Below are 25,503 nucleotides of genomic sequence, written 5' to 3' on the forward strand. Positions count from 1 at the left end.
CCATGGCCGCCGCCACCGTTCTGTCTCCGCCTGAAGATGCCAGCAGCCCGGCCCGCCGTACGGTGAGCCGCGAAGATCTGCTGGCCGCCGCGTTGAAACTGATCGGCCCGCATCGCAGCCTGTCCACCCTCAGCCTGCGCGAAGTCGCCCGCGAGGCGGGCATCGCACCCAACAGCTTCTACCGCCAGTTCCGCGACATGGACGAACTGGCCGTCGCCTTGATCGACGTGGCTGGGCGCTCGTTGCGCACCATCATCGGCGAAGCCCGCCAGCGCGCTACGTCCAGCGCCACCAGCGTGGTGCGCGTGTCGGTGGAAACCTTCATGGAACAGCTGCGTGCCGACGACAAGCTGCTGCACGTACTGCTGCGCGAAGGCGCGGTCGGCTCGGACGATTTCAAGCACGCGGTCGAACGCGAACTGCACTACTTCGAAGAAGAACTGCAGCATGACCTGGTGCGCCTGGCCGCACTGGATGGCGCGGTGCTGTACAAGCCGGAACTGGTGTCGATGGCAATCACCCGGCTGGTGTTTGCGATGGGCGCTTCGGCCATGGACCAGCCCCCTGAGAACGATCCGGAACTGGTCGAACAGATCTCCACGATGATCCGCATGATCATCGTCGGCGCGCGCACTCCCGCCGCCTTCCGCCGCGGCTGACCGCTTCCGGTGCATGACCACCGGCACACACGTGTGCGCATTGTGTAATGTTATAACAATTACGTTCGAGTAAAGGCCACGGTTCACGCACGCGCCGAGACCCCAATATAGCAATTGCTATGTTGATGACCATCTGCTTTCATGTGCGCCAGCCAGGTCGCCCTCGCCGCCCTCCCTTCCCAAGGACGACGCCCTCATGCGCATTGCTGCCTCCCTTCTCCGCCGGCTGCCGCTGGCTGCCGGTATTGCCGCCGCCCTGCCGGTGACCGCATTCGCCGCACCGCCTTCGCCTACCGAGCTGGACCGCGTGCAGGTGAAAGTCAGCACGGCCACCCGCAGCGAACGCCTGCTGTCGGACGTGCCGATCCGCACCGAGGTACTGCGCAAGGAGGACATCGCCCTGCGCGCGGCCACCGACTTCTCCCGCGCGGTCGAGCTGATCAACGGCCTGCGGGTGGAGAGCAACTGCCAGAACTGCAACACCAGCGAAGTGCAGCTGCTGGGCCTTCCCGGTGCCTACAACCAGCTGCTGTTCGATGGCATTCCACTGTTGTCCACGCTGGGCAGTGTGTATGGGCTGGAACAGATTCCCGCCGGCTTCGTCGACCGCATCGAAGTGGTCAAGGGCGGTGGTTCGTCGCTGTACGGGCCGGGCGCCGTAGCCGGTGTCATCAATCTGGTTCCGCCGCTGCCGGCACGCAGCGGCGGCCATGTGCAGGCGGGCGTGGATGTTCTGAAGGGCACGCCGCAGAAGAACGCCGACGTGCGTCTGGATCTGGTCGCCAGCGAGGCCGACGCGGGACTGTCGGTGATCGCCCAGCGCAACTGGAACAGTGGCATCGACTACAACGGCGACGGCTATACCGAGATCACCCGCAAGAACCTCAAGGTCGGTGGCCTGCAGGCCTGGTATGCGCCCACTCCGGGCACGCGCCTGCGGTTGGACCTGCAGGTGACCGATGAGAGCCGTCGCGGTGGCAACCGCCTGGACCAGCCCGAACACCTGGCCAACATCGCCGAATCGCTGGACACGAACTACCGCCGCGGCAGCCTGTCATGGGACCAGGAGGTGAGCGGCGACGTCGACTTCCGCCTGGCCTATGCCTTCGCCGACATCGACCGCGACAGTTTCTATGGCGGACTCGGCGACGTGGTCACCGATCCGTCCGCACCCGGCTACGATCCTTCGCAACTGGACCCGAACGTACCGGGCAGCCCCGCATCACGCTCATGGCGCCAGTACGGGCGCACCCACAACCCGCTGCACTACATCGACAGCCAGTTGAACTGGCGGCTGGGTGCACACACGCTGGCGTTCGGCGTTCAGTACAAGCATGAGGGCCTGCGTGACGACAATCGCGATGGTGCCGGCCAGCGCCTGGCCGTGCTCGAGGATGCAACCTTCCACAACCTCGGCGCGTTCGTGCAGGACGAATGGAGCGTACGCGAGGACGTCGACCTGGTGCTGGGCGCGCGCGTGGACAAGAGTTCGGAACTGGACAGCGCCGTGTTCTCACCGCGTATCGCCCTGGCCTGGCAGGCCACGCCACGGCTGAAATGGCGAACGGGCATCGCCACCGGCTTCCGTGCGCCGGAAATCTTCGTCGAGGATGTCCACGTCGATACCCTCGGCGGCGAGCAGGTGCGCGTGCGCAACACCCGTGGCCTGAAGGAGGAGCGCGCGCTGACCACCCTGTTCGGGTTCGACTGGCGCTCCGACCCGGCCGACCCGGTATGGAGCTGGGATGCCACCGCGTCCTACGCACGCATCCGCGATACCTTCGCGCTGGGCGAGATCCAGCGCGGCGATGATGGCCAGCTGACGCAGCTGCGCTACAACGCCTCCGGCTCGAACGTGCTGGGCGTGGAAACCAACCTCGGCTGGCAGCCCTCCCCGCAGTGGCGGTTGACTGCCGGCGCATCGTGGTACCGCTCGCAGTTCCGCGAGCCGCAGCGCATCTTCGACGACACCGCCGACGGCGGCGACACCGTCATCGACAGCCGCGACTATCTGAAAACCCCGCGCTGGACCGGCCTGGCCCAACTCAGCTGGATGCCGGCCGAGCCCTGGGAGACGTTCCTGGCGCTGCGCCACACCGGATCGATGCCGGTGCTCAACAACCGGCTGGGCGAGCTGCATCGCACCCGCGCCTTCCTGGTCACCGACCTCGGCGCGCGCTGGCATCGCCATCTGGGTGCGCAGGCACAGCAGGAAGTGTCGGTGGCGGCGGGGGTCAAGAACGTGTTCGACCAGCGGCAGAAGGATCTGGAAAGCGGCGCGCTGCGCGACAGCGATTACGTGTACGGTCCTCGCTTCGCCCGCTCGTGGTACGTCAACCTGCGCTATGCGTTCTAGCTGGCTGCCCGCGCTGTTGCTGGCACTGGCATGGCCGGCAGTGGCTGCCGACCTGCATGCGCAGGTCTCCGCCTCGCTGATGCGGCCCGAGCCACGTGCCCTGCGCCCGATGCAGTGGTCGCCACCGCCAACGCTGATCGCGCTGTACTTCGGCGCCGACTGGTGCGCGCCCTGCCACGCTTTCGTGCCGACCCTGCGCGGCGTGCGTGACGCGCTGCGCGAGGCCGGCGCCGATACCGAAGTGGTGTATGTCAGCCTGGATGAAAGCGAGGCGGCGTTGCGGCGCTACATGCACCTGCAGCAGATGCCGTGGCCGGTGCTGGACCCGCGTCGTGCGCAGCGCATGCCAGCGCTGCAGGCATTGGCGGGCCCGGCCCCGCCCAACCTGGTGCTGATCGATGCGCAGGGCGCGGTGCTGGCCAATGGTTGGCAGGGGCGCCATTACCGCGGGCTGCAACCGGTACTGCAGGAATGGTGGAAGCAGGCATGTGCGCAGCAGCAGGCGCACTGCCCCGATGACGGCGCTCAACCCCGGTAGCGCCGGGCCATGCCCGGCGAAATGCGTGAGGCGGCAACGCGCCCGCCGGGCATGGCCCGGCGCTACCGTTCGGCGGAACCGCCCTCGGCCTTGCGCACGAATGCGTCGAACAGCGCCAGCGTCTGTTCGCTGACGTGGTGCTCGATGCCCTCGGCATCACGTCGCGCGGTATCCGGGTCCACGCCCAGCGCCAGCAGGAAGCGCTCCACGGTCTGGTGGCGCTGGCGGCTGGCATGGGCCAGCGCCTCGCCCTCCGGGGTCAGGAACACGCCGCGGTACGGGCGCTGCACCACCCAGCCATCGCGGGCCAGCCGGCGCAGCATCTTCGCCACGGTCGGCTGGGCCACACCGAGGCGGGTGGCGATGTCGACCTGGCGGGCCTCGCCGCCGTCGGCCAGCAGGTCGGAGATCAGCTCGACATAATCCTCCACCAGCTCCATCCGGTGTGCCTCGCGCACTTGCCGGAAGCTCTCGACCTGGCGCTCGGCCTCGATCAAGGGGGTGCTTTTCAGCGATGTCGAATCGTCCGTCTTGCCCACGCGTGTGCCTGTCCTGCAGTTGTCATCCGGGTGCGAACCTGAATTCTGGACCAGTGACGCAGTAAAGACGATTGTTTCACATTGCTATGCGATATAGCAGTGGCTATATTGGCAGCCATGAACACTGTCGCGCCCACCGACTCTCCGGCCTCCACCGCGGCCAGCCTGGGTCCGCTCAACGCGTCGATCGCCGTACCCGAAAAGGGCCATTGGTGGTTCCGGCTGCTGGCCTTCCTGGGCCCCGGCTACATGGTGTCGGTGGGTTACATGGATCCGGGCAACTGGGCGACCGATCTCGCAGGTGGCTCACGCTTCGGCTATCTGCTGCTGTCGGTCATCCTGATCTCCAACCTGATGGCGGTGATCCTGCAGGCGCTGTCGGCACGGCTGGGCATCGCCACCGGCATGGACCTGGCGCAGGCCTGCCGTGCGCGCTACCCCAAGCCGGTGAACCTGGCGCTGTGGGCGTTGTGCGAAGCGGCGATCATCGCCTGCGACCTGGCCGAAGTGATCGGCACGGCCATCGCGCTGAAACTGTTGTTCGATCTGCCGCTGCTGTGGGGCGCGGTGATCACCGCGCTGGACACGCTGCTGGTGCTGCTGTTGATGAACCGCGGTTTCCGCGCGCTGGAAGCCTTCGTGATCGCACTGCTGCTGGTGATCTTCGGCTGCTTCATGGTGCAGATCGCGCTGGCCGCGCCGCCGGTGATGCAGGTGCTGGGCGGTTTCATTCCGCGCGCGCAGGTGGTCACCGATCCGCATGCGCTGTACATCGCCATCGGCATCATCGGTGCCACGGTGATGCCGCACAACCTGTACCTGCATTCTTCCATCGTGCAGACCCGTGCCTATCCACGCACCGATGAAGGCCGTCGCAGCGCGCTGCGCTGGGCGGTGACCGACAGCACCTTTGCCTTGACCCTGGCGCTGTTCATCAACGCCAGCATCCTGATCCTGGCGGCGGCGGTATTCCATGCCAACGACCGCTTCGACGTGGAAGACATCGAGCAGGCGCACCAGTTGCTGGCACCGATGCTGGGCGTCGGCCTGGCCTCGACATTGTTCGCGGTGGCACTGCTCGCCTCCGGCCTGAACTCCACGGTGACCGCGACACTGGCCGGGCAGATCGTGATGGAAGGGTTCCTGCGCCTGCGCCTGCCGCCGTGGCTGCGGCGGCTGATCACCCGCGCGCTGGCGATCATTCCGGTGGTGGTGGTCATCATGCTGTTCGGCGACCAGGGCGCGGTGAAGCTGCTGGTGCTGAGCCAGGTGGTGCTGTCCATGCAGCTGCCCTTCGCGATCATCCCGCTGGTACGCATCGTGACCGACAAAGTGACGATGGGTGCGCTGGTGGCACCGCGCTGGCTGGGCGGCATTGCCTGGGTGATCGCGCTGGTGATCGTGGTGCTGAACGTGAAGCTGCTGGTGGATACGTTCGCAGCCGGTTGATCCGCGCGGTGGGAATCCGCCGGGCATGGCCCGGCGCTACCGCTGGCGACCTGCAGTAGATCCACGCCACGCGTGGATTTGACATGACCGGCGCTACAGGAACTCCGCGATGGCCGCTTCGATCTGCTGCGGCGACTGGAAACCCGGCATGCGCATGCGCTCGTCACCGTCCAGGAACAGCGACAACGTAGGGGTCTGCCGCAGGCCCAGCTCGCGGAAGAACGCCTCGCCCACCACCTCCAGCTGCACCCGCAGCAGGGTCGTGCCCTGCCCTGCAGTGCCGCTGGCGACCCGCTGCAGCGACATGTCCAGCATCCGGCAGCCCGGGCATTGGTCCTTGTGGAAGTCCACCAGCACGCGTGGATGGTCGGCCAGCAACTGCTGGAACTGCTCAGGCGTGGTGGCGTCGATGATCTGCATCGGTGGTACTCCAGTAGTGATCCAGGACCGCTTCGGTCCAGGTATCGATGGCCGCGGCATGCCGCCGGCCATGTGGCATCTGTTCGATCTCCAGCGGCGGGTAGCCACTGTGGAAATAGCGGATCAGCCGGTGCACCGCGCCGCAGTAGTACTCCTGCCCCCACTGCGTTTCACCGGTGCCGAACACCGCCACCTGCCGCGGCCGCTGGCCGCGCTCCGCGATGCCTGCCACCCAGGCCTTCATCTCCGACGGTGTGCGCCCGGCGTTGTCGGTCCAGCAGCCCAGCAGCACCAGGTCGGCCTCGTCCACCGGCAACGGCGGGGCCTGGCGCAGGTCGTCGGCGTCCTGCCAGTGCACGGCGTGGCCTGCGGCCCGGCAACGCGCGGCGATGTGGCGGCCGAGCTCACGGGTGTTGCCGCTGAGCGACGCCACCACGATCAGGATGCGCAGCGCCGGGCCGCGCTCAGAGGTCGTCGAAGCCGTTGTCGACGTTGGTCTTCTTGTAGCTTGCATTGCGCATCTCGAAGAAGTCGGTCTTGGTCTCGGTGAAGTTGTCGGCGTAGGCCTTGATCCACGGCATCACGTTGTCGGTGGTGTCGCTGTACAGGCGCTCGATGCCGAGCATGCCGGCCATCTTGTTGGCGCGGTACTTCACGTAGCGCACCATCTCGTCCACGTCGATGCCATCGATGCCATCCAGCACCTCCGCCGACCACTGGGTTTCCAGTTCAATGGCGTGTTCGAACGACTGGTGCACGTAGGCGGTCAGCTCGCTGGTCTGCAGTTCCGGGTTCTCGCCGATGATGGCGCGGATCAGCTCGCTGATGAACTTGGTGTGGGCCAGCTCATCACGGTTGATGAAGCTGATGATCTTGCCGGTGCCGTTCATGCGGTTCTGCCGCACCATGTTGTAGAAGTACGCGAAACCGGAATAGAAGTTGATGCCTTCCAGGATCGAGGACTGGATCAACGACTTCAGCAGGGTTTCGGCAGTCTTCTCGCGCATGAAATCGTCATAGGCCCCCATGATCGGCGCGTTGCGCTTGATGATGGTGGGATGGGTGCGGGCGATCTCGAAGATGCGGTTCTGGTTGGGCAGGTCGGTGATCGAGGCCAGCACGTAGCTGTAGCTCTCGTTGTGGATCACCTCCTGCTGGCCGATGATCGCCGCGTTGGCGTGCGCGGCCGGATCGGTGATGTACTCGGCGACGTTGTAGATGAAGCGCGTCTGCGGCGAATCCAGCGTGGCCAGCAGGCCGATGATGGAATCGTAGGCGTTCTTCTCGCGCGCGTTGAGCTCGCCGTACTGGCGTGCATCCACCTTCATGTCCACCTCGTCGGGGATCCAGAAGTTGGTCGACAGCTCCTTGTAGGCGCGATAGAACGACGGGTACGGAATGTCGTTCCAGTTCAGGATGCCGCTGGTGCGGCCGTTGATGATGCCGGTGCTGCGGTTGGGGTGGCGCGGTTCGAGGATCTTGATGCGGTCCAGGGGTGTTGCCATGGTCTTTCCTGCAGAGGTAGCGCCGGGCCATGCCCGGCGGAAGGGAAGGTGCGGTGGTCGCGCGGTGCGCTCGCCGGGCATGGCCCGGCGCTACCGCGGCTGGAGCGCATTGATCAGCTCGAGCACCACTCGCATTCGCTGATGTCGATGTCGTTGGAGCGCACGTAGTAGGTGGTCTTCAACCCTTCCCGCCAGGCACTCAGGTGCAGCTCCAGCAGCGTGCTGGCGCGGATCGTGCTGGGCACGTACAGGTTGAAGCTGATCGACTGGTCCACATGGCGCTGGCGGCGTGCGTTCTGCCGCACGCTGGCGAACTGGTCGACCTTGTAGGCACCCTTCTCGTAGTACGGCCAGGTGTCCAGCGACAGGCCAGGCGCGGCCACCGGTCGTCGGAAGTCCTTCTTTTCCTCGTAGTAGAACGCGCTGTAGATCGGATCGATCGACGCGGTGGAGCCGGCGATCTGCGCGGTGCTCATGTTCGGCGCCACCGCCAGCAGCCAGCCATTGCGCAGGCCGTTGGTCGCCACCTCGCGCGCAAGACTGTCCCAGGCCGCGCCACTGTAATCGCGGTCACGGAAATAGTTGCCGTTGTGCCAGTCGCTGCCGGCGAACATCGGATAGCTGCCCTTCTCCTTGGCCAGCTGCGCGCTGGCCTGGATGGTCAGGAAGTTGATGCGCTCGAACAGGCGATCGGACAGTTCCTCGGCCTCGGGCGATTCCCAATGGATCGCCTGCTGTGCCAGCAGGTGGTGCCAGCCGAACGTGCCCAGGCCGATGGCGCGGTACTTGCGGTTGGTGATGGTGGCCTGCGGCACCGGCAGCGCATTGAGATCGATCACGTTGTCGAGCATGCGCACCTGGATCGGAATCAACCGTTCCAGCACATCCTTGGCCAGCAGATCCTCGGGGGCGGTGATGGCACGGCCGAGGTTGATCGACGACAGGTTGCAGACCACGAAGTCGCCCGCGCGGCGGGTAGTGACGATCTGGTCGCCGCTGACGATCTCCTGGATCATCCGCGTCGGGCTCATGTTCTGCAGGATCTCGGTGCACAGGTTGCTGGAATAGACCATGCCCGCATGCTTGTTCGGGTTCTTCCGGTTCACTTCGTCGCGGTAGAACAGGAACGGGTTGCCGGTTTCCAGCTGGCTGAGCATGATCCGCTTGAACAGGTCGATCGCCTTCACCGTGCGACGGCTGATGCGTTCGTCGGCCACCAGCTCGGCGTAGCGGTCACGGAAGCTGCCCTGCCCTCGCTTCTCGTCGTAGAAATCCTGCAGGTACCAGCCCTTGGCCTGCTTCACCTCGTGCGGATCGAACAGGTACCAGTCGGCACGGCGCTCGACGGCCTCCATGAACAGGTCCGGCACGCAGATGGCGGTGAACACATCATGCGCACGCAGGCGCTGGTCGCCGTTGTTCAGGCGCAGGTCCATGAACGCCTCGATGTCGCGGTGCCAGATGTCCAGGTACACCGCCACTGCACCCTTGCGCTGGCCGAGCTGGTCGACCGACACCGCCGTGTTGTTGAGCTGCTTGATCCACGGCACCACGCCGCCGGACGAGTTGGGCACGCCGCGGATCGGCGCGCCACTGCTGCGCACGTACCCCAGGTACGCACCCACACCACCACCGTGCTTGGACACGCGGGCGATATCGGTGTTGGAGTCATAGATGCCCTGCAGGCTGTCGTCCACCGTGTCGATGAAGCAGCTCGACAGCTGGCCGCCGACCTTGCCGGCATTGGCCAGGGTCGGCGTGGCCACGGTCATGTACAGGTTGGACAACGCCCAGTACGCCTCGCCCACCAGCTGCATGCGGCGCACGCGGCCGCTCTCACCAGCCCCGCCCTCGTTCTGCATCAGGTACAGGGCAATGGTCAGCCAACGTTCCTGCGGCAGCTCATACACCTCGCGGCTGCGATCGGTAGCCAGGTAGCGCGTGGCCAGCAGGTACAGCCCGTTGTAGGCGAACAGACGATCGCGCTCGGGGTCGATCATCTCGCCGGCCTGCTGCAGCTCTTCCTTCGAATAGCAGCGCAGGATGTCATTGCTGTAGATGCCGCGGTCGGCCAGGCTTTCCTGCAGGCCCACGAAGGAGCCGTACTTCAGGCTGACATCGTAGAAGCGGTTGCGGCTGGCGCGCTTGTACAGCCGGCGCAGGTACAGGCGTGCAGCGAACTGCTCCCACTGCGGCGCGACAAGGTCGACGCGCGATTCCGCTTCGCGGATCAGCAGATCCACCAGATCATCGGCACTGATGCTGGGCTTGCGTTCGACCATCGCCAGCACCACGCGGCGATAGTCGGCCACATCCAGCTGCGGCAGCTCGGCGTGGATGGTGTCGATGCTGCGCAGCAGGCGCGCCGCATCGAACGGCAGGCGACGATTGCCGGCCTCCTTGGTGATCCAGGTCGGCATGCGCTCGCCGCTGGCGCGCATGGCGTCGCCGGCGCCGGCCAGGTCGGCCACGCGGAAGGTACTGTCGGTCATGGTGGTGGAACTCCAGGCTCGTGCGCGCGTCGGCGCCCGATGCCATGGCGGCCCTGCACGCGATACCGGCGCACGGGGCGAACGGGTGAAGTGCCAAGGGGCGGGAACACAGGTCGTCGGCATCTGCCTGCGCCTGCGGCCGGTATCCGGGCCGTGGGGGCGACCTGCGTCCGCACGATGGCGGCCGCGTCGACACGGCAAGCCTTCAGGGGCGGGCCGCGGGACGTTTGCTGCATGTCCGGCGGCGGCGGCTGACCGGGAGTGACAGCCACAACATAGTGGGGATATTCCGAGCCGTCAACACAAGATGCGGTGATCACGCGCCAGCGCGACCATCGGTCGCAGGATGCCGTGTTGCACGTGCGCGGCCTTGTCGACGCTGAGCGCATCCCCAGTTCGGTACAACGTCAACTTTCATTGGAACACCGCCCATGCGCGCTGCCCTGTACTCCTCCTTCGGCGATCCAGCCCAGGTCCTCGCCGTTGCCGATGCCCCCCTGCCCGAACCCGGTCCCGGCGAAGTACGCATCCGCACCGTGCTGGCCTCGATCCACAACCACGATCTGCTGACCGTGCGTGGCCTGTATGGCTACAAGCCGACGCTGCCGGCGATCGGCGGCAGCGAAGCACTGGGCGTGGTCGATGCGCTCGGCGAAGGCGTCGACGGCCTGCAGATCGGCCAGCGGGTTGCCGCCGCCTCCGTGCACGGCACATGGGCCGAGGCGTTCATCGCACCGGCGCGGATGGTGATCCCGATGCCGGACGCGATCGCCGATGAAATGGCCGCACAGCTGATCGCCATGCCGCTGAGCGCGTTGATGCTGCTGGAATTCCTGCACGTCGAGCAGGGCCAGTGGATCGTGCAGAACACCGCCAACGGTGCCGTCGGCAAATCGCTGGCGATGCTCGCAAAGGCGCGCGGCGTGCACGTGGCCAACCTGGTGCGCAATGCCGAGGCCGTGGCGCAACTGCAGGCACTGGGCATCGATCACGTATTCGATACCTCGGTGGACGGCTGGAAGGACCGCGTGCGCGAAGCCACCGGGCAAGCGCAGGCCGCTGCTGCAGTCGATTCCATCGGTGGCGATGCCAGCGGCGACCTGGTCGACCTGCTCGGCCACCACGGCACCCTGGTCTCTTTCGGTGTGATGAGCGGCGAACCGATGCGCATTCCCGCCGGCGGCCTGATCTACAAGGAAGCCACGGTGAAGGGCTTCTGGGGCAGCAAGGTCAGCCAGGCAATGGCGGTGGAAGACAAGCGGCGGTTGGTGGGTGAACTGCTGAAGCGTGCGGCCGGGGGTGAACTGACCCTGCCGGTGGAGCAGATCTTCGCATTGGACGACATCGCCCAGGCGGCGAAAGCCGGCGCCGGATCGGGCCGCAATGGCAAGGTGCTGCTTCGCGCGTGATGCCCACGGGGTCGGATCCCTTTCCGAAAGGGAAGGGCTCTGACCCTGCAGGAGCGTGCGGACCAACGGTCCGCACCCACCGGGATGGTCTGCCGCACCGAGGCCGCCGACTTTCGTTAAGAACCTGTGATGTATAACTGAATGCGCTTTCGTCATTGGAAGGTGCACTCACCCGCGTGCGGTACTGACGGCTCCTCCACCGTTTGGCGTAGTCGCTTCCATGTATCGCACCACCCTGCTTTCCAGCGCGGTCGCGCTGGCCCTCGTCGCTGGCACCGCCGGCGCTGCTGAAACCGCCGACACCGGCAAGGACAGCACCACCCTCGGCACCGTGCTGGTGACCGGCTCGAACATCAAGCGCAGCGACACCGCCGGTCCCAATCCGGTGCAGATCGTCACCCGCGAGCAGATCCTGCAGACCGGCCGCTCCACCCTTACCGACGTGCTGCGCAACCTGTCGGCCAACGCCGGCAACAGTTTCGACGAGCAGTACACCGGCAGCTTCGCTGCGGGCTCGGCCTCGATCGGCCTGCGCGGCCTGTCACCGAAGAACACGCTGGTACTGGTCAACGGCTACCGCGTGGCCAACTTCGGTTTTGCGCTCAACACCCAGGACACCTTCGTCGACCTCAATGCGCTGCCGATCAGCGCGGTCGAGCGCATCGAAGTGCTGAAGGATGGCGCCTCGGCGGTGTACGGCTCGGACGCCATCGCCGGCGTCATCAACATCATCCTGCGTCGCGACTTCCAGGGCGTGGAAGTCGGCGGTGGTTTCGGCACCGCCACCCAGGGCGGCCTGAACGAGCGCAAGGCCAACCTGCTGGCCGGCTTCGGTGACCTCGAGCAGCAAGGCTGGAACGTGCTGTTCGGGCTGGACCTGCTCAAGCGCGACCGCCTCGATGCTGACCAGCGCGCGTACACCCGCGACGGCGATTTCCGCGACAAGCCCGGTGGCCGCCTCGCCGGCTGGTCCACCGCCGGTGGCAACTGGCTGTCCAATCCGCGCGCACCGCAGCCGTTCTCGCCCTGCCCCGAGGGCAGCGAGCTGCGTCCCTACAGCGACTTCGGCAGCACCCTGCCCGGCCAGGCCTGCGCCTTCAACGCGCAGCCGTTCAAGACCCTGCAGCCCGGCGCCGAGCGCCTGCAGGCATCGTTGAGCGCGACCTATCGCTTCAGTGACAGCGTCGAAGCCTTCGCCGACGTGCTGTACAGCCACAACAAGGCCGACCAGATCTTCAGCGCCCCGCTGACGGTCGGCCCGGGCCTGCGTGCCTACAATCCCGCTACAGGTACGCTGACCGATATCGCCGCTGTCCTGCCGGTCGGCCATCCGAACAATCCGGGCAGCACGCCACTGCCGTTCGAGTACACCTTCTTCGATCTCGGCCCGCGTCTGAAGGACAACACCCAGGTGTTCTACCGCGCCCTCGCCGGCGTACGTGGCACCGGTGAACGCTGGGACTGGGAAGTGGCCGCACTGACCTCGCAGAGTGCGCAGCGCGAGTACGTGGACAACTTCGTTGACCGCTACGCCTTCCAGCAGATCCTGCGCGACGGCAGCTACAACTTCCTCGATCCGTCCAGCACGCCGGGCGCACTGGACGAACTGCGCCTGCAGACCAAGCGCCCGGGCTGGTACAAGCTGCACTCGCTCAACGTCAAGGCATCGACCTCGTTGTGGGAACTGCCGGCGGGTGCGATCGGCTTCGCCTGGGGCGCGGAATTCCGCAAGGAATCGCTGGACGCGCGCACCAGTGCGCAGGTGCTGTCCGGTACTGAACTGCGCCCGGCGATCAACATCGTCGACGGCGAGCGCCAGGTCAGTGCCGCCTATGCCGAGTTCAGCGTGCCGCTGCATCGCACGCTGGAGCTGCAGGTAGCCGGCCGCGGTGACCACTACGATGACTTCGGCAAGGCATTCTCGCCGAAGTTCGCGCTGCGCTGGCAACCACTGGACAGCCTGCTGCTGCGTGGCTCGTTCTCGCGTGGTTTCCGTGCACCGTCGCTGCCGGAGATCGCACCGGGGCAGACCATCAGCTACGGCTCGGTGGTCGACCCGTTCGATCCACTGCAGCCGGGCGGCAGCCGCGGCGTGACCAACCTGCGTACCGGCAATCCGGACCTGAAGGCCGAACGCTCGCGCAACCTCAACGTCGGCGCCGTGTGGTCACCCGATGCCGATTCCAGCATCGGCCTGGACTGGTACCGCATTGAACAGGACAACCTGGTCAAGCCGGACAGCGCGCAGTTCATCGTCGACAACCCGGGACTGTTCCCCGGTCGCGTGCAGCGCGATGCGCAGGGCCGCATCCAGATCATCACCAACCAGTACGCCAACCAGGGCGAGCTGACCACCTCGGGCATCGACCTGGAAGCCAACCGTACCTTCCGTACCGACGGCTGGGGCAACTTCACCGTGGCCGGCAGCTGGACCCACCTGCTCAGCTTCAAGCAGCCGCTGGTGGCCGGCCAGGCGCCATATGACGGCGCCGGCAACAACCGCCATGGCGCGCTGCCACGCACCCGCGGCACCACTTCGTTGAACTGGGCGGTGGGCGACTGGAGCAGCACGCTGAGCCTGCAGTACGTGAGCGGCTATGACCAGCGCGTAGCCACGGCCACCAGCAATCCGGGCCTGCGCGATCGGGTCAAGCCATACCACCAGCTGGACCTGTACGTGGCCTATGAAGGCATTCCGAAGACCACGCTGTCGCTGTCGGTGCTGAACCTGACCGACAAGGACCCGCCGTTCGATCCGGCCGGCGGTTCCAACGGCTTCGACATCAGCCAGTACAACCTGCGCGGGCAGTTCGTTTCGCTGGGCGCGCGCTACCGGTTCTGATTGAACAGGAGGGTGCGGACCAACGGTCCGCACCCTCCAAAGGCAAGGGCCATGCCCGGCGTGGCTGCATCAACGGCTCAGGTGCAGGAACTGCAGGTGCCGTTCGTACTGGCTGATGATGTCGTTGATGATCTGCTTGCGGCTGTAGCCGACCAGGTCGTAGTCCTGGCTACCCTCGTACAGATGCACTTCGGCGCGGTAGTAGCGCTGGTTGCGCAGCTGCTGCGCGGCGAAGGACGGGGTCAGGTAGCCACTGAGGATCACCCGGTACTGGAAGTCCTGTTGCTCGCCGTGGTTGACCGACAGCTCCATGTCGCCCGCTTCGAACCGCGTCTGCACGTCCCAGCCCTGCTCGCGCAGCTGCTCGGCCACCGCCTCCATCGCCGGCTTCACCGTGTCGTCCATGAAGCGGTACACCTGGTCGCGTACCGGGAAGTGCATGGCCTGGGTCAGGCGCTGGCGCCAGCCCTGGTGGTGGCGGTCATCGCCGATCAGCGGCGATGGCCTGAACTGCTGCGCGCGCTTGCGGTGCGACTCGTCACTGAAGGCACGGGTCAGGCCCCACATCATCAACAGCAGCACCGCCGAGAACGGCAAAGAGGCGAGCACCACTGCTGATTTCAGCGCATCGATGCTGCCGGCCAGCAGCAGGCCGGCGGTCAGCACCGCGATCACCGTGCCCCAGAACACGCGCAGCCAGCGCGGGCCATCGTCCTCCGGCGCACCGCCATGCGAGGACAGCGTGGACAGCACCACCGCCCCGGAATCGGCCGACGTCACGAAGAAGATGAAGCTGACCAGCACGGTCACCCCGATCACCACCTTGCTCCACGGGTAGCCATCCAGCAACGCATACAGCACCGTCGGTGGGTCATCCACCGCCAGCTGCGCCAACTGCTGCTGGCCATGGTGCAGCACCTGGTCCAGCGCGCTGTTGCCGAAGATCGACAGCCACGCCAGGGTGAAGCCGAGCGGGATCAGCAATACGCCGAACACGAACTCGCGGATGGTGCGGCCGCGCGAGATGCGCGCGATGAACAGGCCGACGAACGGCGCCCAGCCGATCCACCAGGCCCAGTAGAACACCGTCCAGCCGCCCAGCCATTCCGGCCGGCCGCCATAGGCGTATACGTCGAAACTCTTGCCCACCACGCTGCCCAGGTAGTCACCCAGGTTCTGCATCAGCGTGCTGAGCAGGTACTGCGTGGGACCGGCGCACAGCATGAACAGCACCAGCGCGATCGCCAGCAGCATGTTGATGTTGGCCATCCAGCGCACGCCCTTCTCCACGCCGGACACGGCCACTGCGACCGCCGCGCCCATCATCGCCACCACCAGCAGGATCTGCACCATGTTCGAGTGCGGCACGTTGAACAGGTGCGACAGCCCAGCGTTGAGATGCAGCACGCCAAAGCCCATGTCCGCGCCGATGCCGAACACGGTGGCGACGATGCCCAGGGCGTCGACGGTATAGCCGATGGGGCCATTGATGCGCTTGCCGATCAATGGATACAGCGCCGAGCGCAGCGCCAGTGGCAGGTTGTGCCGGTAGGCGAAATAGGCCATCGCCATCGCCGCCAGCGCGAACACGCCCCAGCCGTGCAGGCCCCAGTGCAGGAACAGCAGCTGCATGGCCTGGCGCGCACCGGCCTCGCCCGCGGCCGGATCACCCTGCGGCGGCTGCAGGTAGTGGGTCAGCGGCTCGGAAACGCAGAAGAAGAACAGGGTGATGCTGATGCCTGCTGCGAACAGCATGCCGGCCCAGGAGAGGTAGCTGAACTCCGGTTCGTCATGGTCGGCACCGAGCTTGATGCCGCCGTACTTGGACAGCGCCACGCCGACCACGAACACCAGGTACAGGGTCATCGCCAGCAGGTAGTACCAGCCGACGTTGAGCGCGGCCCAGTCCTGCGCCTTGACCAGCAGGCGACCGGCGCCGATCGGATACAGGCTGACGAACAGTGCGAAGGCAACGACTACGATCGCCGCGAAGGCGAAGACGGGCCGCAGGGTTCGCACCGGCTGATGTTGAGGCTCCAGTGCTTCCATGGGCAGCCATCTCCGGATCGATCAAAGAGTAAGCCGCCGGATTCTGGCTGAATCGCAGTGGACACAGGATGAAGTCGTGGCATCGCGCAGGCACGATCGGCTGGATTTCCGTGCTACGCGCGCGCCTGCAGACCGGCGGGCGTGCCGGGCGGCGTTGTCACTTTGGTCCGATTACGACACGCCGCGTCCGGCACCGACGATTCACCCCATCACATGCACGGCGCACAGCTTGTTGCCGTCGGGATCACGCAGGTAGGCCAGGTACAACTGGCGCCCGGCCTTGTGCCGCACGCCGGCCGGGTCTTCCACCGCGGTACCGCCGTGGGCGACCCCCGCTTCCTGCCAGGCATGCACCGCCTGCGGGTCTGCCAGCGCAAAGCCGATGGTGCCGCCGTTGGCATGGCACGCCGCCTCGCCATCAATGGGCGGGATGACCATGAACATCCGTCCATCCTTGATATAGACCAGCTTGCCCTCGTCATCGAACACGCCTGCACGACCGCCGATGGCAGTGAACAAGGCATCGTAGAAGCGGCGGGAAGCCGCCATGTCGTTGGTTCCGACGGTGACGTGACTGAACATGCGGGCACTCCGTTGCGGGAAAGCCTGAGTGTCGGCCAGCCCGCCGTCTGTCGCAATGGCAGGCATGACCGAGCGTAGCCGGCCCAACAAATGCTGATAATCTTGGACGTTACGAACCATCGACAAATGACAGACAGACGGCACGGAGGCCCAAGTGGATAGCGTACTGATCAGCACCGAGGCGTATTCACAGTTGGCCGATCAATTGAGAGCGGCTCTGCTCAGCAAATCTGTTCGTGCGATGTCTGTGTCGGGACCATGGGGGACAGGGAAGACACACTGCGTTCGTTCGACGCTCAAAGCGAACAGGCGGGAAGCGGCATTTGCCTCGCTCTTCAGCGTCAAGAGCATCAACAACCTGAAACTGACCCTGCTCGACAACATCGTCGCTGAGCAGGGAGGGATCCGCGGTTGGCTGGCGAGAAGAACGAAAGCCGATCGCGATGTCTATGGTGCAGCCATTGAAAAGCTCTATTCCGGAGCGGCCATTGCCAATGATCTTGCGTTGATCGCCTTCAGGAGCGCTGTCCGCGGAAAGGTGATCGTTCTCGATGACCTTGAACGAAAGCATCCTGATCTGGATATCGACGAAGTCGCTGGCTTCATCGACGAGCTGATGGAACTCAGCGCTTGCCGAGTCATCCTAATAATGAACAGCGAGCGGCTGACAGATCACACGAAGTGGATGCAGATCCGCGAGAAGATAATTGACCGGGAGTTGTTCTACTCTCCAACCCCGCAGGAGTCCACGGCCATCGCACTTCCCGGTCATCATCTGGCTGGGATGATTACCCCCCTGATCACTGGCTGCGGCATCACCAATATCAGGGCGATCAGGCGGATCGCACTGGAAATTGATTGGCTGGGCGAAAAGAAGTATTCACAAGGCAAGCCGCTTCGGGAATTCCTTGCATCATTCATACTGATGATGGGCGCCAATCTTCACGCATTGGGGCAGCAAGGGGTGATGGCCAAGATCGCTCCCGACCGGACCGGCAGCATCAAGCAGCATGATCAATTCAGAAACGCTTGCAGCACTCTGCTCATCGACCCCGATAACGAATTCATCGACAGCATAGATCTCTTTCTTCGTACTGGCGCCATGCCCAGCGAGCGCATAGCATCGGTGCTGGACAGAAGGTGCACGACCGAGCGTGTCAGCGAGCTGCAATTCGAATCCATCGCGGTTCGAAACGATTACTTCTGGGACATCGACTGGAGCGACGAGGAAGCGCTGGATTATTGTCTGGAATTGTGCACGGAATCGGCCAGTTTCGGTGATCCGCATCTTCTCAGCCACATCCTGCAGACGCTGGAACTGATCGGAGGCCCGGAAGTGCTGCAATCCGCCTCACCGGCCCTGTCCACTTTCAGAACCACGCTGGAACGGCAACCCCGCGAATTCACCTCGCAGAACTACCACCCGGCGATCCTCAACGTCCTGGCGTCCCTGCAGCACCCACCTCCGGAAGGGGCCTCAACAAGGCCAGCAGTGAAAGACGATAGGATGCACGCCCTGGCTACCGGAGGGTTCGCATACGCACCAGTCCTGAAACTCTCAACTACCCGGTCTTCTTTCGTTGAACAGCTGGGGTCCATGGATGCTGCGGATATGCGTTATGTCGTACCCGCGATGCTAAACAGGTGCGCGAACATCATCCCCAATTGCGAACATCCGGATCTCGAGGCAGCGAAGGCTTTCCAGGAAGCGTGCACTCAATACGTCGATGACAATCCACGGACCAAACGGGCGCGCCTGATTAGTGCCGCGATGACGGGCGATTATCCTGCGGGCCAGCTGGAATCCGCCCGTAACGTTGACTGAAGTGGGTGGATGAATTCCACCGCAACTGCGCCATGGAGCTGAAACGAACAGCCGCACCACGACAGATCACGCCGTACTGAGCAGCAGCACGGCCGCCGTGACCAGGCCGATGCCGATCCAACCGATCGGGCGCAGACGGTTGCCGAACAACAGGCGACCACACGTGGCCGTGCCGATCACGCCGATCGCGCCCCACATCGCATAGGCGGTGGCCAGGTCCATGTAGCGCACGGCCTGGCCCAGCAGAGCGAAGGCGATCCAGACCAGCACGATGGCGCCGACACCCCAACGCCAGCGACGGAAGCCATCGGACTTGGCCACCATCATGTTGGCGGCCACATCGATCAGCGCCGAGCAGATCACGAAAAACAAGGCCATCAAGTTCATCAGTGCGCCTCCCCGAGGGTGACACAGACGATGCCGACCACCGCCAGCACCAGACCGGCCAGCTGCTGCAGCGACAGGCTCTCACCGAACACGCTGATGCCGACCACGGTCAGCAGGGTCAGGCCCAGGCCTTCCCACACCGCATAGGCCACGCCGACGGCGATGCGGCGCACCGACAGCGCCAGGAAGTAATAGGAAAGCGCCAGCGCGGCGGCCATCACCACATAGCCGGTCCAGCCGCCATCGCGGGCGGCATGGGCCATGAAGGACGTGCCGACCACTTCGGCGACGATCGCCACGGTCAGGCAGGCCCAGGCGACGAAGGCGCCACGGGCGGGAACAGTACAGGACATGTGAAGCTCCTTGCGGGACGGGGACCGCGCCACGTCATCAGTAGATCCACGCCGTGCGTGGATGATCCGGAACGCCCGCGCAGACAGGGGCGACGGCGGTCAGTATCATCGTCTTTTACGGTGGTATCAAAATGGATTCCATCGACAGGAGCGATGGATCAATGCCCTATTCTCCCGAATCCCTGCAGGCCTTCGTCGAGGCCGCCGCGCTGGGCTCGTTCTCGGCGGCCGCCCGCCGGCTGCGCAAGACCCAGTCCACGGTCAGCACTGCCATTGCCCATCTGGAAGCGGACCTGGGCATGGTTCTGTTCGACCGCAGCGGCCGCTATCCGCAGCTGACCGACGCCGGCCGGCAGGTGCTGGGCCACGCGCAGGAAATCCTTGCCGCCGACGCGCGCCTGCAGCAACTGAGCGTGCGCCTGGCCGCACCCGTGGAGCCACGCCTGACCGTGGTGTTCTCCGATGTCTACCAGCTCGATCCGGCGCAACGTGTGCTGCAGCGGTTTGCCGAGGCATTTCCCGAGATCGAGCTGGAATGGCTGGATGCCGAGGGGCGCGACGTGCTGGAACTGGTGGATGCTGGCCGCGCCGGGCTGGGCCTGCTGCCGCGCCAGGCGCAGTACCCCGATGCGCTGGTGGCCCAGCCGTTGGCCCACCACAGCGAACTGGCGGTGTACGTGGCCAGCGACCATCCGCTGGCGCAGGCCGGCGTGCGTGCGGCGGCGCAACTGGCCCGGCACCGGCAGGTGCGGCTGAGTGCGCAGGTCGACCACGCACCGCCGATCAGCGGGCCGGCATGGACCGCGTCGGACTACCTGATGGTGATGGAGATGGCCGAGGACGGCATCGGCTGGGCCGAACTGCCGCGTGCGCTGGTGCAGCGCTACGACCGGGGCCGCCTGCTGGAACTGCGCGTGCCGGGCTGGCCGCGCCGCATCCACAGCGACCTGGTGTGGCGCCGCGATACGCCACCGGGGCCGGCAGCGTTGTGGTGGGCCGAGGCGTTGGGGTGAGGTAGTGCCGGCCGCTGGCCGGCATCCCCTTGCCCCGTGGTTGCCGGCCAGCGGCCGGCGCTACCGATCAACGATGGGCGAGCGCGTAATCGAGCGCCGAGCACACCGCCGCCACCTGCGCGTCGTTGCACTGCTGCGGCGTCGCGCGGGGGCTGTCCGGGTAGACCTCGGTGGTGGTGGTGTACTTCGCCCCGGTGATGCCCGCACACAGGCCCAGCGACACCAGCGCGTACTCGATCACGCCGTGCGCGACCACTGGCGAACCGATGATCTCGCCCTTGTCGTCAGCCGGTGCGATATGGGTCACCTTCTCCACTTCGGCGACCACGGCCTGCTGGAAGGCCGGCTGCGGATTCCCGCTGTCGTCCACCAGGTAGAAGCCATCGGGAATCAGGCCCGGTTCGAACGGCTTGCCATCGCGCGCGGCGAGTGCGGGACGGAACTCGCTCTCGTCGCTGTCGGTGGTTTCGTGCAGGTCGATATGCAGCACGAACTGGCCCTTCAACGGTGCGATCAGTTCGATCAGCGCCGTCGATTCGCGGGCCGGGCCGTCAGCGCGGAAATTGCGGTTCGGGTCGATCGCATCGAAGTTCCAACGGTTGATGCGCTCGAAGCCCCACGGATTCACGCACGGCGCGACCAGAAGGTTGGCCTTGCCGGCGTAGTGGGCGGCATGTTTTTCGAGGAACTCCAGCGCGCCCATTACGCCACTGGTCTCGTAGCCATGCACGCCGCCGGTCACCAGCGCGGCCGGCAACGCCGGGTTCCAGTCGCGGCTGCGCAGGGCGAACAGGGTGTAGGTCTCGCCTGCATAGTCGAGCTGGCCGTAGGCCACCTTGTCGAAATGCCCGGCCAGTGCGTCGATGCGCGGCAGCACCTCCTCGTCGTAACGGCGCAGGCGCTGCTGGCGCGCACGCCACTGCTCCCTTTCCGCAACGCCCCACGGCTGGCCAGGGGTACCGACGGGGTAGAAAGCAGCAGTGGACATGGCAGTTCTCAGCGGGTCAGGAGGCAATCGGCCACTTTACCACCGGGCCAAAGCGCTGAACGGCGGACCGATTCCAATGGCGAATGGAATCAGCAATAATTCTCATTTACGACCTTCCACGCCCCGCACCGATGCCTATCCCTGCCCCGCAACCGGCCCGCCTGCCCCTGGCTGCCGCCCTCGCCCTGTGCGTGTTTCCGGCCGCCAGCGCGCTCGCGCAGGACAGCGCCACCACGCTCGACAGCATCCAGGTGTCGGGTAGTTGGTTGGGCACCGGCCTGCACGACAGCGTCAAGAGCTTCGCTGGCGCGCGTACCGTGGTCGATCGCCAGCGCATCGAGGCCAGCGGCGCCGCCAGCCTGGGCGATGCCATGCGCCGCATTCCCGGCGTGCAGGTCACCGACAACTCCGGCACCGCTGGCAGCTCGGTCTCGCTCAACATCGGCGTGCGCGGCCTGACCGGCCGTTACTCGCCGCGCTCGACCGTCCTGCTGGACGGCGTGCCACTGGCGGTTGCGCCGTACGGCCAGCCACAGCTCTCCTTCGCCCCGGCCAGCCTGGCCAACATCGAATCGATCGACGTGGTACGCGGCGGCGGTGCGGTGCGCTACGGGCCGCAGAATGTCGGCGGCATCATCAACTTCAGCACCCGCGCGATTCCGACTGCGGCCGGCCTGCACGGCGAGGCCGGCGTGCGCTACAGCGCTTACGACCACGGCGGCGGCGACAGCACCCAGTACAACACGTTCCTCGGCGGCACCGCCGACAACGGCCTGGGCATGGCCCTGCTGTATTCGGGGCAGGACGGCCGCGGCTGGCGCCAGGGCAGCGATGACCGCTTCGATGATCTGGCGCTGAAGTTCGCCTATGCCATCGACGCACAGCAGGAGCTGCGTGCCAAGCTGTCGTACTACGACGTGCGCTCTCTGACTCCGGGCGGCCTGACCCGCGCCCAGTACCAGGCCGATCCGTTCCAGAACACCCGCCCGTCCGACTTCTGGAAGGGCCATCGCACCGGCATCGACCTGGGCTACACCAACACGCTGTCGGAGAACAGCGAGTTCGAGGTGCTGGCGTATTACAACGAAAGCAACCGGGCCAGTTCGCTGATCAACGCGGCCAACACACAGATCACGGTGCAGCCGCGCGACTACCGTGTGCTCGGCATCGAGCCGCGCTACACCCAGCGCCTGCACTGGGGCAGCAGCGTGCACGACATCACCGCCGGCTACCGCTTCCTGCGCGAGCGTGGCAACGACCGCAGCTACACCGTTACCCGCCGTACCGGTGCGACCGGCGCGACCACCCGCTTCGACAACGCCACCGATGCGCACTCGTTCTACGTTGATGACCGCATCGCCATCGGCCAGTGGCGGATCACGCCCGGCGTGCGCATGGAGTGGATCGACATGGACCGCCGCCAGGCCGGCGGCGGCGCGACCTTCAGCAGCCGCAACGACAAGGCCCTGCCCTCGCTCAACGTCGCCTACCTGCTGACCCCGCAGCTGACCGTGTTCGGCAACTACACCACCTCGTTCGGGCCGGTGCAGAACATCCAGTTGAACTCGCAGAGCGCGACCAATCCGCTGAACCCGGAAATCGCCAGGACCACCGAGCTGGGCGCGCGTTGGCAGGATGGCGGGCTGCGTGCGGAAGTGACCGTGTTCAAGATGCGCTTCGACAACCAGATCCTGCAGGTGCCGGGCATCACCCCGCCCACCTTCCAGAACATCGGCGCCACCGACCACAAGGGCGTGGAAAGCGCGATCGAGTACCGCTTTGCCGAAAGCAGCGCGCTGGCCGGGCTGGAACTGTACGCGAACTACACCTGGACCAAGGCCATCCAGCAGTCCGGCGACAACCGCGGCCTCGATGTGCCGTTCTACGCGCGCGATACCGACAGCGTCGGCGCCCGTTATGCGCTGGCCGGCTGGACCTTCAACGTGTCCAGCACCCACCAGAGCGGCCAGTTCTCCGATGCCGCCAACACCTGGGAAGAAGCCGCCGACGCGCGCGTAGGCCGTGTACCCGGCGTACGCCTGTGGAACGCGCAGGCCGCCTGGCAGCTGCGCTGGCTGGCCGACAGCGAGGTCGCGGTGGGCGTGAACAACCCGGCCGACAAGCGCTGGTACACCCGCAACGTGGATGGCAACGCCGGGCGCATGGTGGCCGCGCCGCGCACGTTCTACCTGCAGGGCCGCTACCGCTTCTGAGCATGGCAACCGCCTGATGCGGTGACGGTAGCGCTCACGGTGGCGGCGTATCATGCCGCCACCATGTCCTCCACCGCTTCGCCATCGCGCCTGCATCTGGCCTTCCAGGGCCTGCGCCTGCGCCTGCGCGGCAGCGACCTGTGGTTCATCGCCCTGGCGCTGGTGGTCGGGCTGATCGCCGGCGGCCTGACCCTGTTGCAGGCTGGGCTGGCACGCACCCTGCAGACGGCGTTGTATGGGCTGGACGAGGGCATGCGCCTGAGCTCGCTGCCCGCTTTGACCTGGACTGCCCTGCTGGTGCTGCCGCTGGGTGGCCTGGTGGTGGGCCTGGTCAGCCTGGCTGCCACGCGCCTGAAACGCCCCCTGCTGGATGCCGTGGAAGCCAACGCACTGCATGGCGGCCGCATGTCGATGCGCGACAACCTGATCGTGTTGACCCAGACCCTGGTCTCCAATGGCTGCGGTGCTTCGGTCGGACTGGAGGCGTCCTACACGCAGATGGGCGCCGGCAGCGGCTCGCAGCTGGGGCGGGTGATGCGCCTGCGCCGCAACGACATGCGCATCCTGGTCGGTGCTGGTGCGGCCGGTGCGATCGCCGCGGCCTTCGGTGCACCGCTGGCCGGGGCGTTCTACGCCTTCGAGATCGTCATCGGTGCCTATACGCCGGCGGCACTCGCGCCGGTTGCGGTGGCCGCGCTGGCCGGCGCCTTCGTTGCCGACCAGGCCGGCGTGGACGCCTATCTGCTGCCGGCGGCATCGACCATCGACGTGCGCGCAGCCGACTATGCGATCTACGGCCTGCTCGGCTGCTGCTGTGCGATGGTCGGCATCGTGGTGATGCGCCTGATCGCCTCCATCGAAGGCACGGTCAAGCGCAGCCCGCTGCCGTTGTGGGGGCGCCCGGTGGTGGGCGGCCTGCTGCTGATTCCGCTGGCCCTGGCCAGCCCGCAGGTACTGTCGTCCGGCCACGGAGCGCTGCACCTGGACCTGACCACCCATCTGCCGCTGATCTGGATCGGCGGGCTGCTGACGCTGAAATGCCTGGCCTCCGGCATTTCGCTGGGCTTCGGTTTCCGCGGCGGCCTGTTCTTCGCCTCGCTGTTCATGGGCACCCTGGTCGGCACGCTGTTTGCCGGGCTGCTGGCGATGGCCACCGGCGTTCCTGTGGTCGACGCCACGTCGGCAGCGCTGGCAGGCATGGCTGCACTGGCCGCGGCGGTGGTTGGCGCGCCGATGACCATGGCCATGCTGGTGCTGGAAGGAACCCACGACTTCCTGCTGACCAGCGTGGTGATGAGCGCCGTGCTGGTGTCCAGCACCCTGGTGCGGCAGTGGTTCGGCTATTCCTTCTCGACCTGGCGCATGCACCTGCGCGGGGAAACCATCAAGAGCGCGCGTGACATCGGCTGGGTGCACAACCTCAATGCCGGGCGGATGATGCGCAAGGGTGTGGCCACCGCCCCGGCCGACCTCGATGCCGCCGCCTTCCGCCAGCGCTTCCCGCTGGGCTCGGGCAGCCGGGTGATCCTGATCGACAGTGAAGGCCACTACGTTGGCATCGTGCAGATTCCGCGCCTGTTCGGCGACGGCGTGAAGCCCGAGGACGTCGTAGGTACGTTCGCCGAGAACCGCGACGTGGCACTCGCCGCCAGCGCCGACGTGGTGACCGTGATGCAGCGGTTCGACCAGACCCAGGCCGACGAGCTGGCGGTGGTGGCCGACGATGGCCAGGTGCTGGGCGTGGTGTCTGAAGCATTCGTGCGCAAGCGCTATGCGGAGGAACTGGACAAGCGCCAGCGCGAAATGATGGGCGAGCGCGTCGACGAGTAGATCCACGCCATGCGTGGATGATGCCCCCTGCCCCCTGCCCCTCCACGCGTGGCG

At 66.0% G+C, this 25,503-nt stretch carries 20 protein-coding genes; 10 read left to right on the forward strand and 10 right to left on the reverse strand.

Features of this window, described 5'->3' with window-relative positions; translation table 11 throughout:
- Nucleotides 1-2: 2 nt before the first annotated feature.
- From fabR to CR918_RS10155, 3 genes are all read left to right on the forward strand, one after another.
- Nucleotides 3-659: an HTH-type transcriptional repressor FabR gene (fabR, locus tag CR918_RS10145; RefSeq protein ID WP_025878574.1), complete on the forward strand. Its 657-nt coding sequence runs from the start codon at nucleotides 3-5 to the stop codon at nucleotides 657-659.
- Between the two features lie 196 nt (nucleotides 660-855).
- On the forward strand, nucleotides 856-3,015 hold the full coding sequence (locus CR918_RS10150) for a TonB-dependent receptor plug domain-containing protein (RefSeq protein ID WP_099842722.1): 2,160 nt from the start codon (nucleotides 856-858) through the stop codon (nucleotides 3,013-3,015).
- Nucleotides 3,005-3,553: a thioredoxin-like domain-containing protein gene (locus CR918_RS10155; protein ID WP_099842724.1), complete on the forward strand. Its 549-nt coding sequence runs from the start codon at nucleotides 3,005-3,007 to the stop codon at nucleotides 3,551-3,553. Before CR918_RS10150 ends, CR918_RS10155 begins: the two co-directional genes overlap by 11 nt.
- Before the next feature lie 62 nt (nucleotides 3,554-3,615).
- Here the strand turns inward: CR918_RS10155 and mntR are convergent, their stop codons facing one another.
- Complete coding sequence (mntR, locus tag CR918_RS10160) at nucleotides 3,616-4,092, reverse strand: manganese-binding transcriptional regulator MntR (RefSeq protein ID WP_025878571.1); 477 nt, start codon at nucleotides 4,090-4,092, stop codon at nucleotides 3,616-3,618.
- Nucleotides 4,093-4,209: 117 nt separating this feature from the next.
- Between mntR and CR918_RS10165 the strand changes: the two genes are divergently transcribed.
- Nucleotides 4,210-5,541 carry an Nramp family divalent metal transporter gene (locus tag CR918_RS10165; RefSeq protein ID WP_099842726.1) on the forward strand — a complete coding sequence of 444 codons (1,332 nt, stop codon included), beginning with the start codon at nucleotides 4,210-4,212 and terminating at the stop codon, nucleotides 5,539-5,541.
- Nucleotides 5,542-5,634: 93 nt separating this feature from the next.
- Here the strand turns inward: CR918_RS10165 and CR918_RS10170 are convergent, their stop codons facing one another.
- From CR918_RS10170 to CR918_RS10185, 4 genes are all read right to left on the reverse strand, one after another.
- A complete protein-coding gene (locus CR918_RS10170; RefSeq protein WP_032975313.1) occupies nucleotides 5,635-5,961 on the reverse strand; it encodes a thioredoxin family protein in 327 nt (108 codons plus the stop codon).
- Nucleotides 5,933-6,400: a flavodoxin gene (locus CR918_RS10175; RefSeq protein ID WP_415847006.1), complete on the reverse strand. Its 468-nt coding sequence runs from the start codon at nucleotides 6,398-6,400 to the stop codon at nucleotides 5,933-5,935. Before CR918_RS10175 ends, CR918_RS10170 begins: the two co-directional genes overlap by 29 nt.
- Nucleotides 6,401-6,425: 25 nt before the next feature.
- Nucleotides 6,426-7,466, reverse strand: coding sequence for a ribonucleotide-diphosphate reductase subunit beta (locus tag CR918_RS10180; protein WP_099842730.1), 1,041 nt, complete (start codon nucleotides 7,464-7,466; stop codon nucleotides 6,426-6,428).
- 113 nt (nucleotides 7,467-7,579) lie between these two features.
- Nucleotides 7,580-9,907 carry a ribonucleoside-diphosphate reductase subunit alpha gene (locus tag CR918_RS10185; RefSeq protein ID WP_243379163.1) on the reverse strand — a complete coding sequence of 776 codons (2,328 nt, stop codon included), beginning with the start codon at nucleotides 9,905-9,907 and terminating at the stop codon, nucleotides 7,580-7,582.
- A gap of 482 nt (nucleotides 9,908-10,389) precedes the next feature.
- On the opposite strand from CR918_RS10185, the gene CR918_RS10190 reads away from it, so the two are divergent.
- A complete protein-coding gene (locus CR918_RS10190) occupies nucleotides 10,390-11,367 on the forward strand; it encodes a zinc-binding dehydrogenase (protein WP_032975309.1) in 978 nt (325 codons plus the stop codon).
- 220 nt (nucleotides 11,368-11,587) lie between these two features.
- Nucleotides 11,588-14,209, forward strand: a complete 2,622-nt coding sequence (locus CR918_RS10195; RefSeq protein WP_099842734.1) for a TonB-dependent receptor — start codon at nucleotides 11,588-11,590, stop codon at nucleotides 14,207-14,209.
- 69 nt (nucleotides 14,210-14,278) lie between these two features.
- On the opposite strand, the gene betT is transcribed toward CR918_RS10195, so the two are convergent.
- Nucleotides 14,279-16,258 (reverse strand): choline BCCT transporter BetT, encoded by a 1,980-nt coding sequence (betT, locus tag CR918_RS10200; protein WP_099842736.1) that lies wholly within the window; start codon nucleotides 16,256-16,258, stop codon nucleotides 14,279-14,281.
- 201 nt (nucleotides 16,259-16,459) lie between these two features.
- Nucleotides 16,460-16,840, reverse strand: coding sequence for a VOC family protein (locus tag CR918_RS10205; protein ID WP_025878561.1), 381 nt, complete (start codon nucleotides 16,838-16,840; stop codon nucleotides 16,460-16,462).
- A gap of 154 nt (nucleotides 16,841-16,994) precedes the next feature.
- Between CR918_RS10205 and CR918_RS10210 the strand changes: the two genes are divergently transcribed.
- Nucleotides 16,995-18,665, forward strand: a complete 1,671-nt coding sequence (locus CR918_RS10210; RefSeq protein ID WP_099842738.1) for a P-loop NTPase family protein — start codon at nucleotides 16,995-16,997, stop codon at nucleotides 18,663-18,665.
- A gap of 66 nt (nucleotides 18,666-18,731) precedes the next feature.
- Here CR918_RS10210 and CR918_RS10215 read toward each other — a convergent pair whose 3' ends face one another.
- Nucleotides 18,732-19,052, reverse strand: coding sequence for a DMT family transporter (locus CR918_RS10215; RefSeq protein ID WP_032975307.1), 321 nt, complete (start codon nucleotides 19,050-19,052; stop codon nucleotides 18,732-18,734).
- Nucleotides 19,052-19,405, reverse strand: a complete 354-nt coding sequence (locus CR918_RS10220) for an SMR family transporter (RefSeq protein ID WP_099784469.1) — start codon at nucleotides 19,403-19,405, stop codon at nucleotides 19,052-19,054. The genes CR918_RS10215 and CR918_RS10220 overlap by 1 nt, the downstream gene beginning before the upstream one ends.
- A 161-nt stretch (nucleotides 19,406-19,566) precedes the next feature.
- On the opposite strand from CR918_RS10220, the gene CR918_RS10225 reads away from it, so the two are divergent.
- Nucleotides 19,567-20,418: a LysR family transcriptional regulator gene (locus CR918_RS10225; RefSeq protein ID WP_033831329.1), complete on the forward strand. Its 852-nt coding sequence runs from the start codon at nucleotides 19,567-19,569 to the stop codon at nucleotides 20,416-20,418.
- Nucleotides 20,419-20,485: 67 nt separating this feature from the next.
- Here the strand turns inward: CR918_RS10225 and CR918_RS10230 are convergent, their stop codons facing one another.
- On the reverse strand, nucleotides 20,486-21,406 hold the full coding sequence (locus tag CR918_RS10230; RefSeq protein ID WP_099842740.1) for a M14 family metallopeptidase: 921 nt from the start codon (nucleotides 21,404-21,406) through the stop codon (nucleotides 20,486-20,488).
- 131 nt (nucleotides 21,407-21,537) lie between these two features.
- Here CR918_RS10230 and CR918_RS10235 point away from each other — a divergent pair, with 131 nt between their 5' ends.
- Nucleotides 21,538-23,619: a TonB-dependent receptor family protein gene (locus CR918_RS10235; protein WP_099842742.1), complete on the forward strand. Its 2,082-nt coding sequence runs from the start codon at nucleotides 21,538-21,540 to the stop codon at nucleotides 23,617-23,619.
- Between the two features lie 63 nt (nucleotides 23,620-23,682).
- Nucleotides 23,683-25,449 carry a chloride channel protein gene (locus CR918_RS10240; RefSeq protein WP_243379055.1) on the forward strand — a complete coding sequence of 589 codons (1,767 nt, stop codon included), beginning with the start codon at nucleotides 23,683-23,685 and terminating at the stop codon, nucleotides 25,447-25,449.
- Nucleotides 25,450-25,503: the final 54 nt, after the last annotated feature.

It is taken from the genome of Stenotrophomonas indicatrix, from assembly GCF_002750975.1.
Lineage (GTDB): Bacteria > Pseudomonadota > Gammaproteobacteria > Xanthomonadales > Xanthomonadaceae > Stenotrophomonas > Stenotrophomonas indicatrix.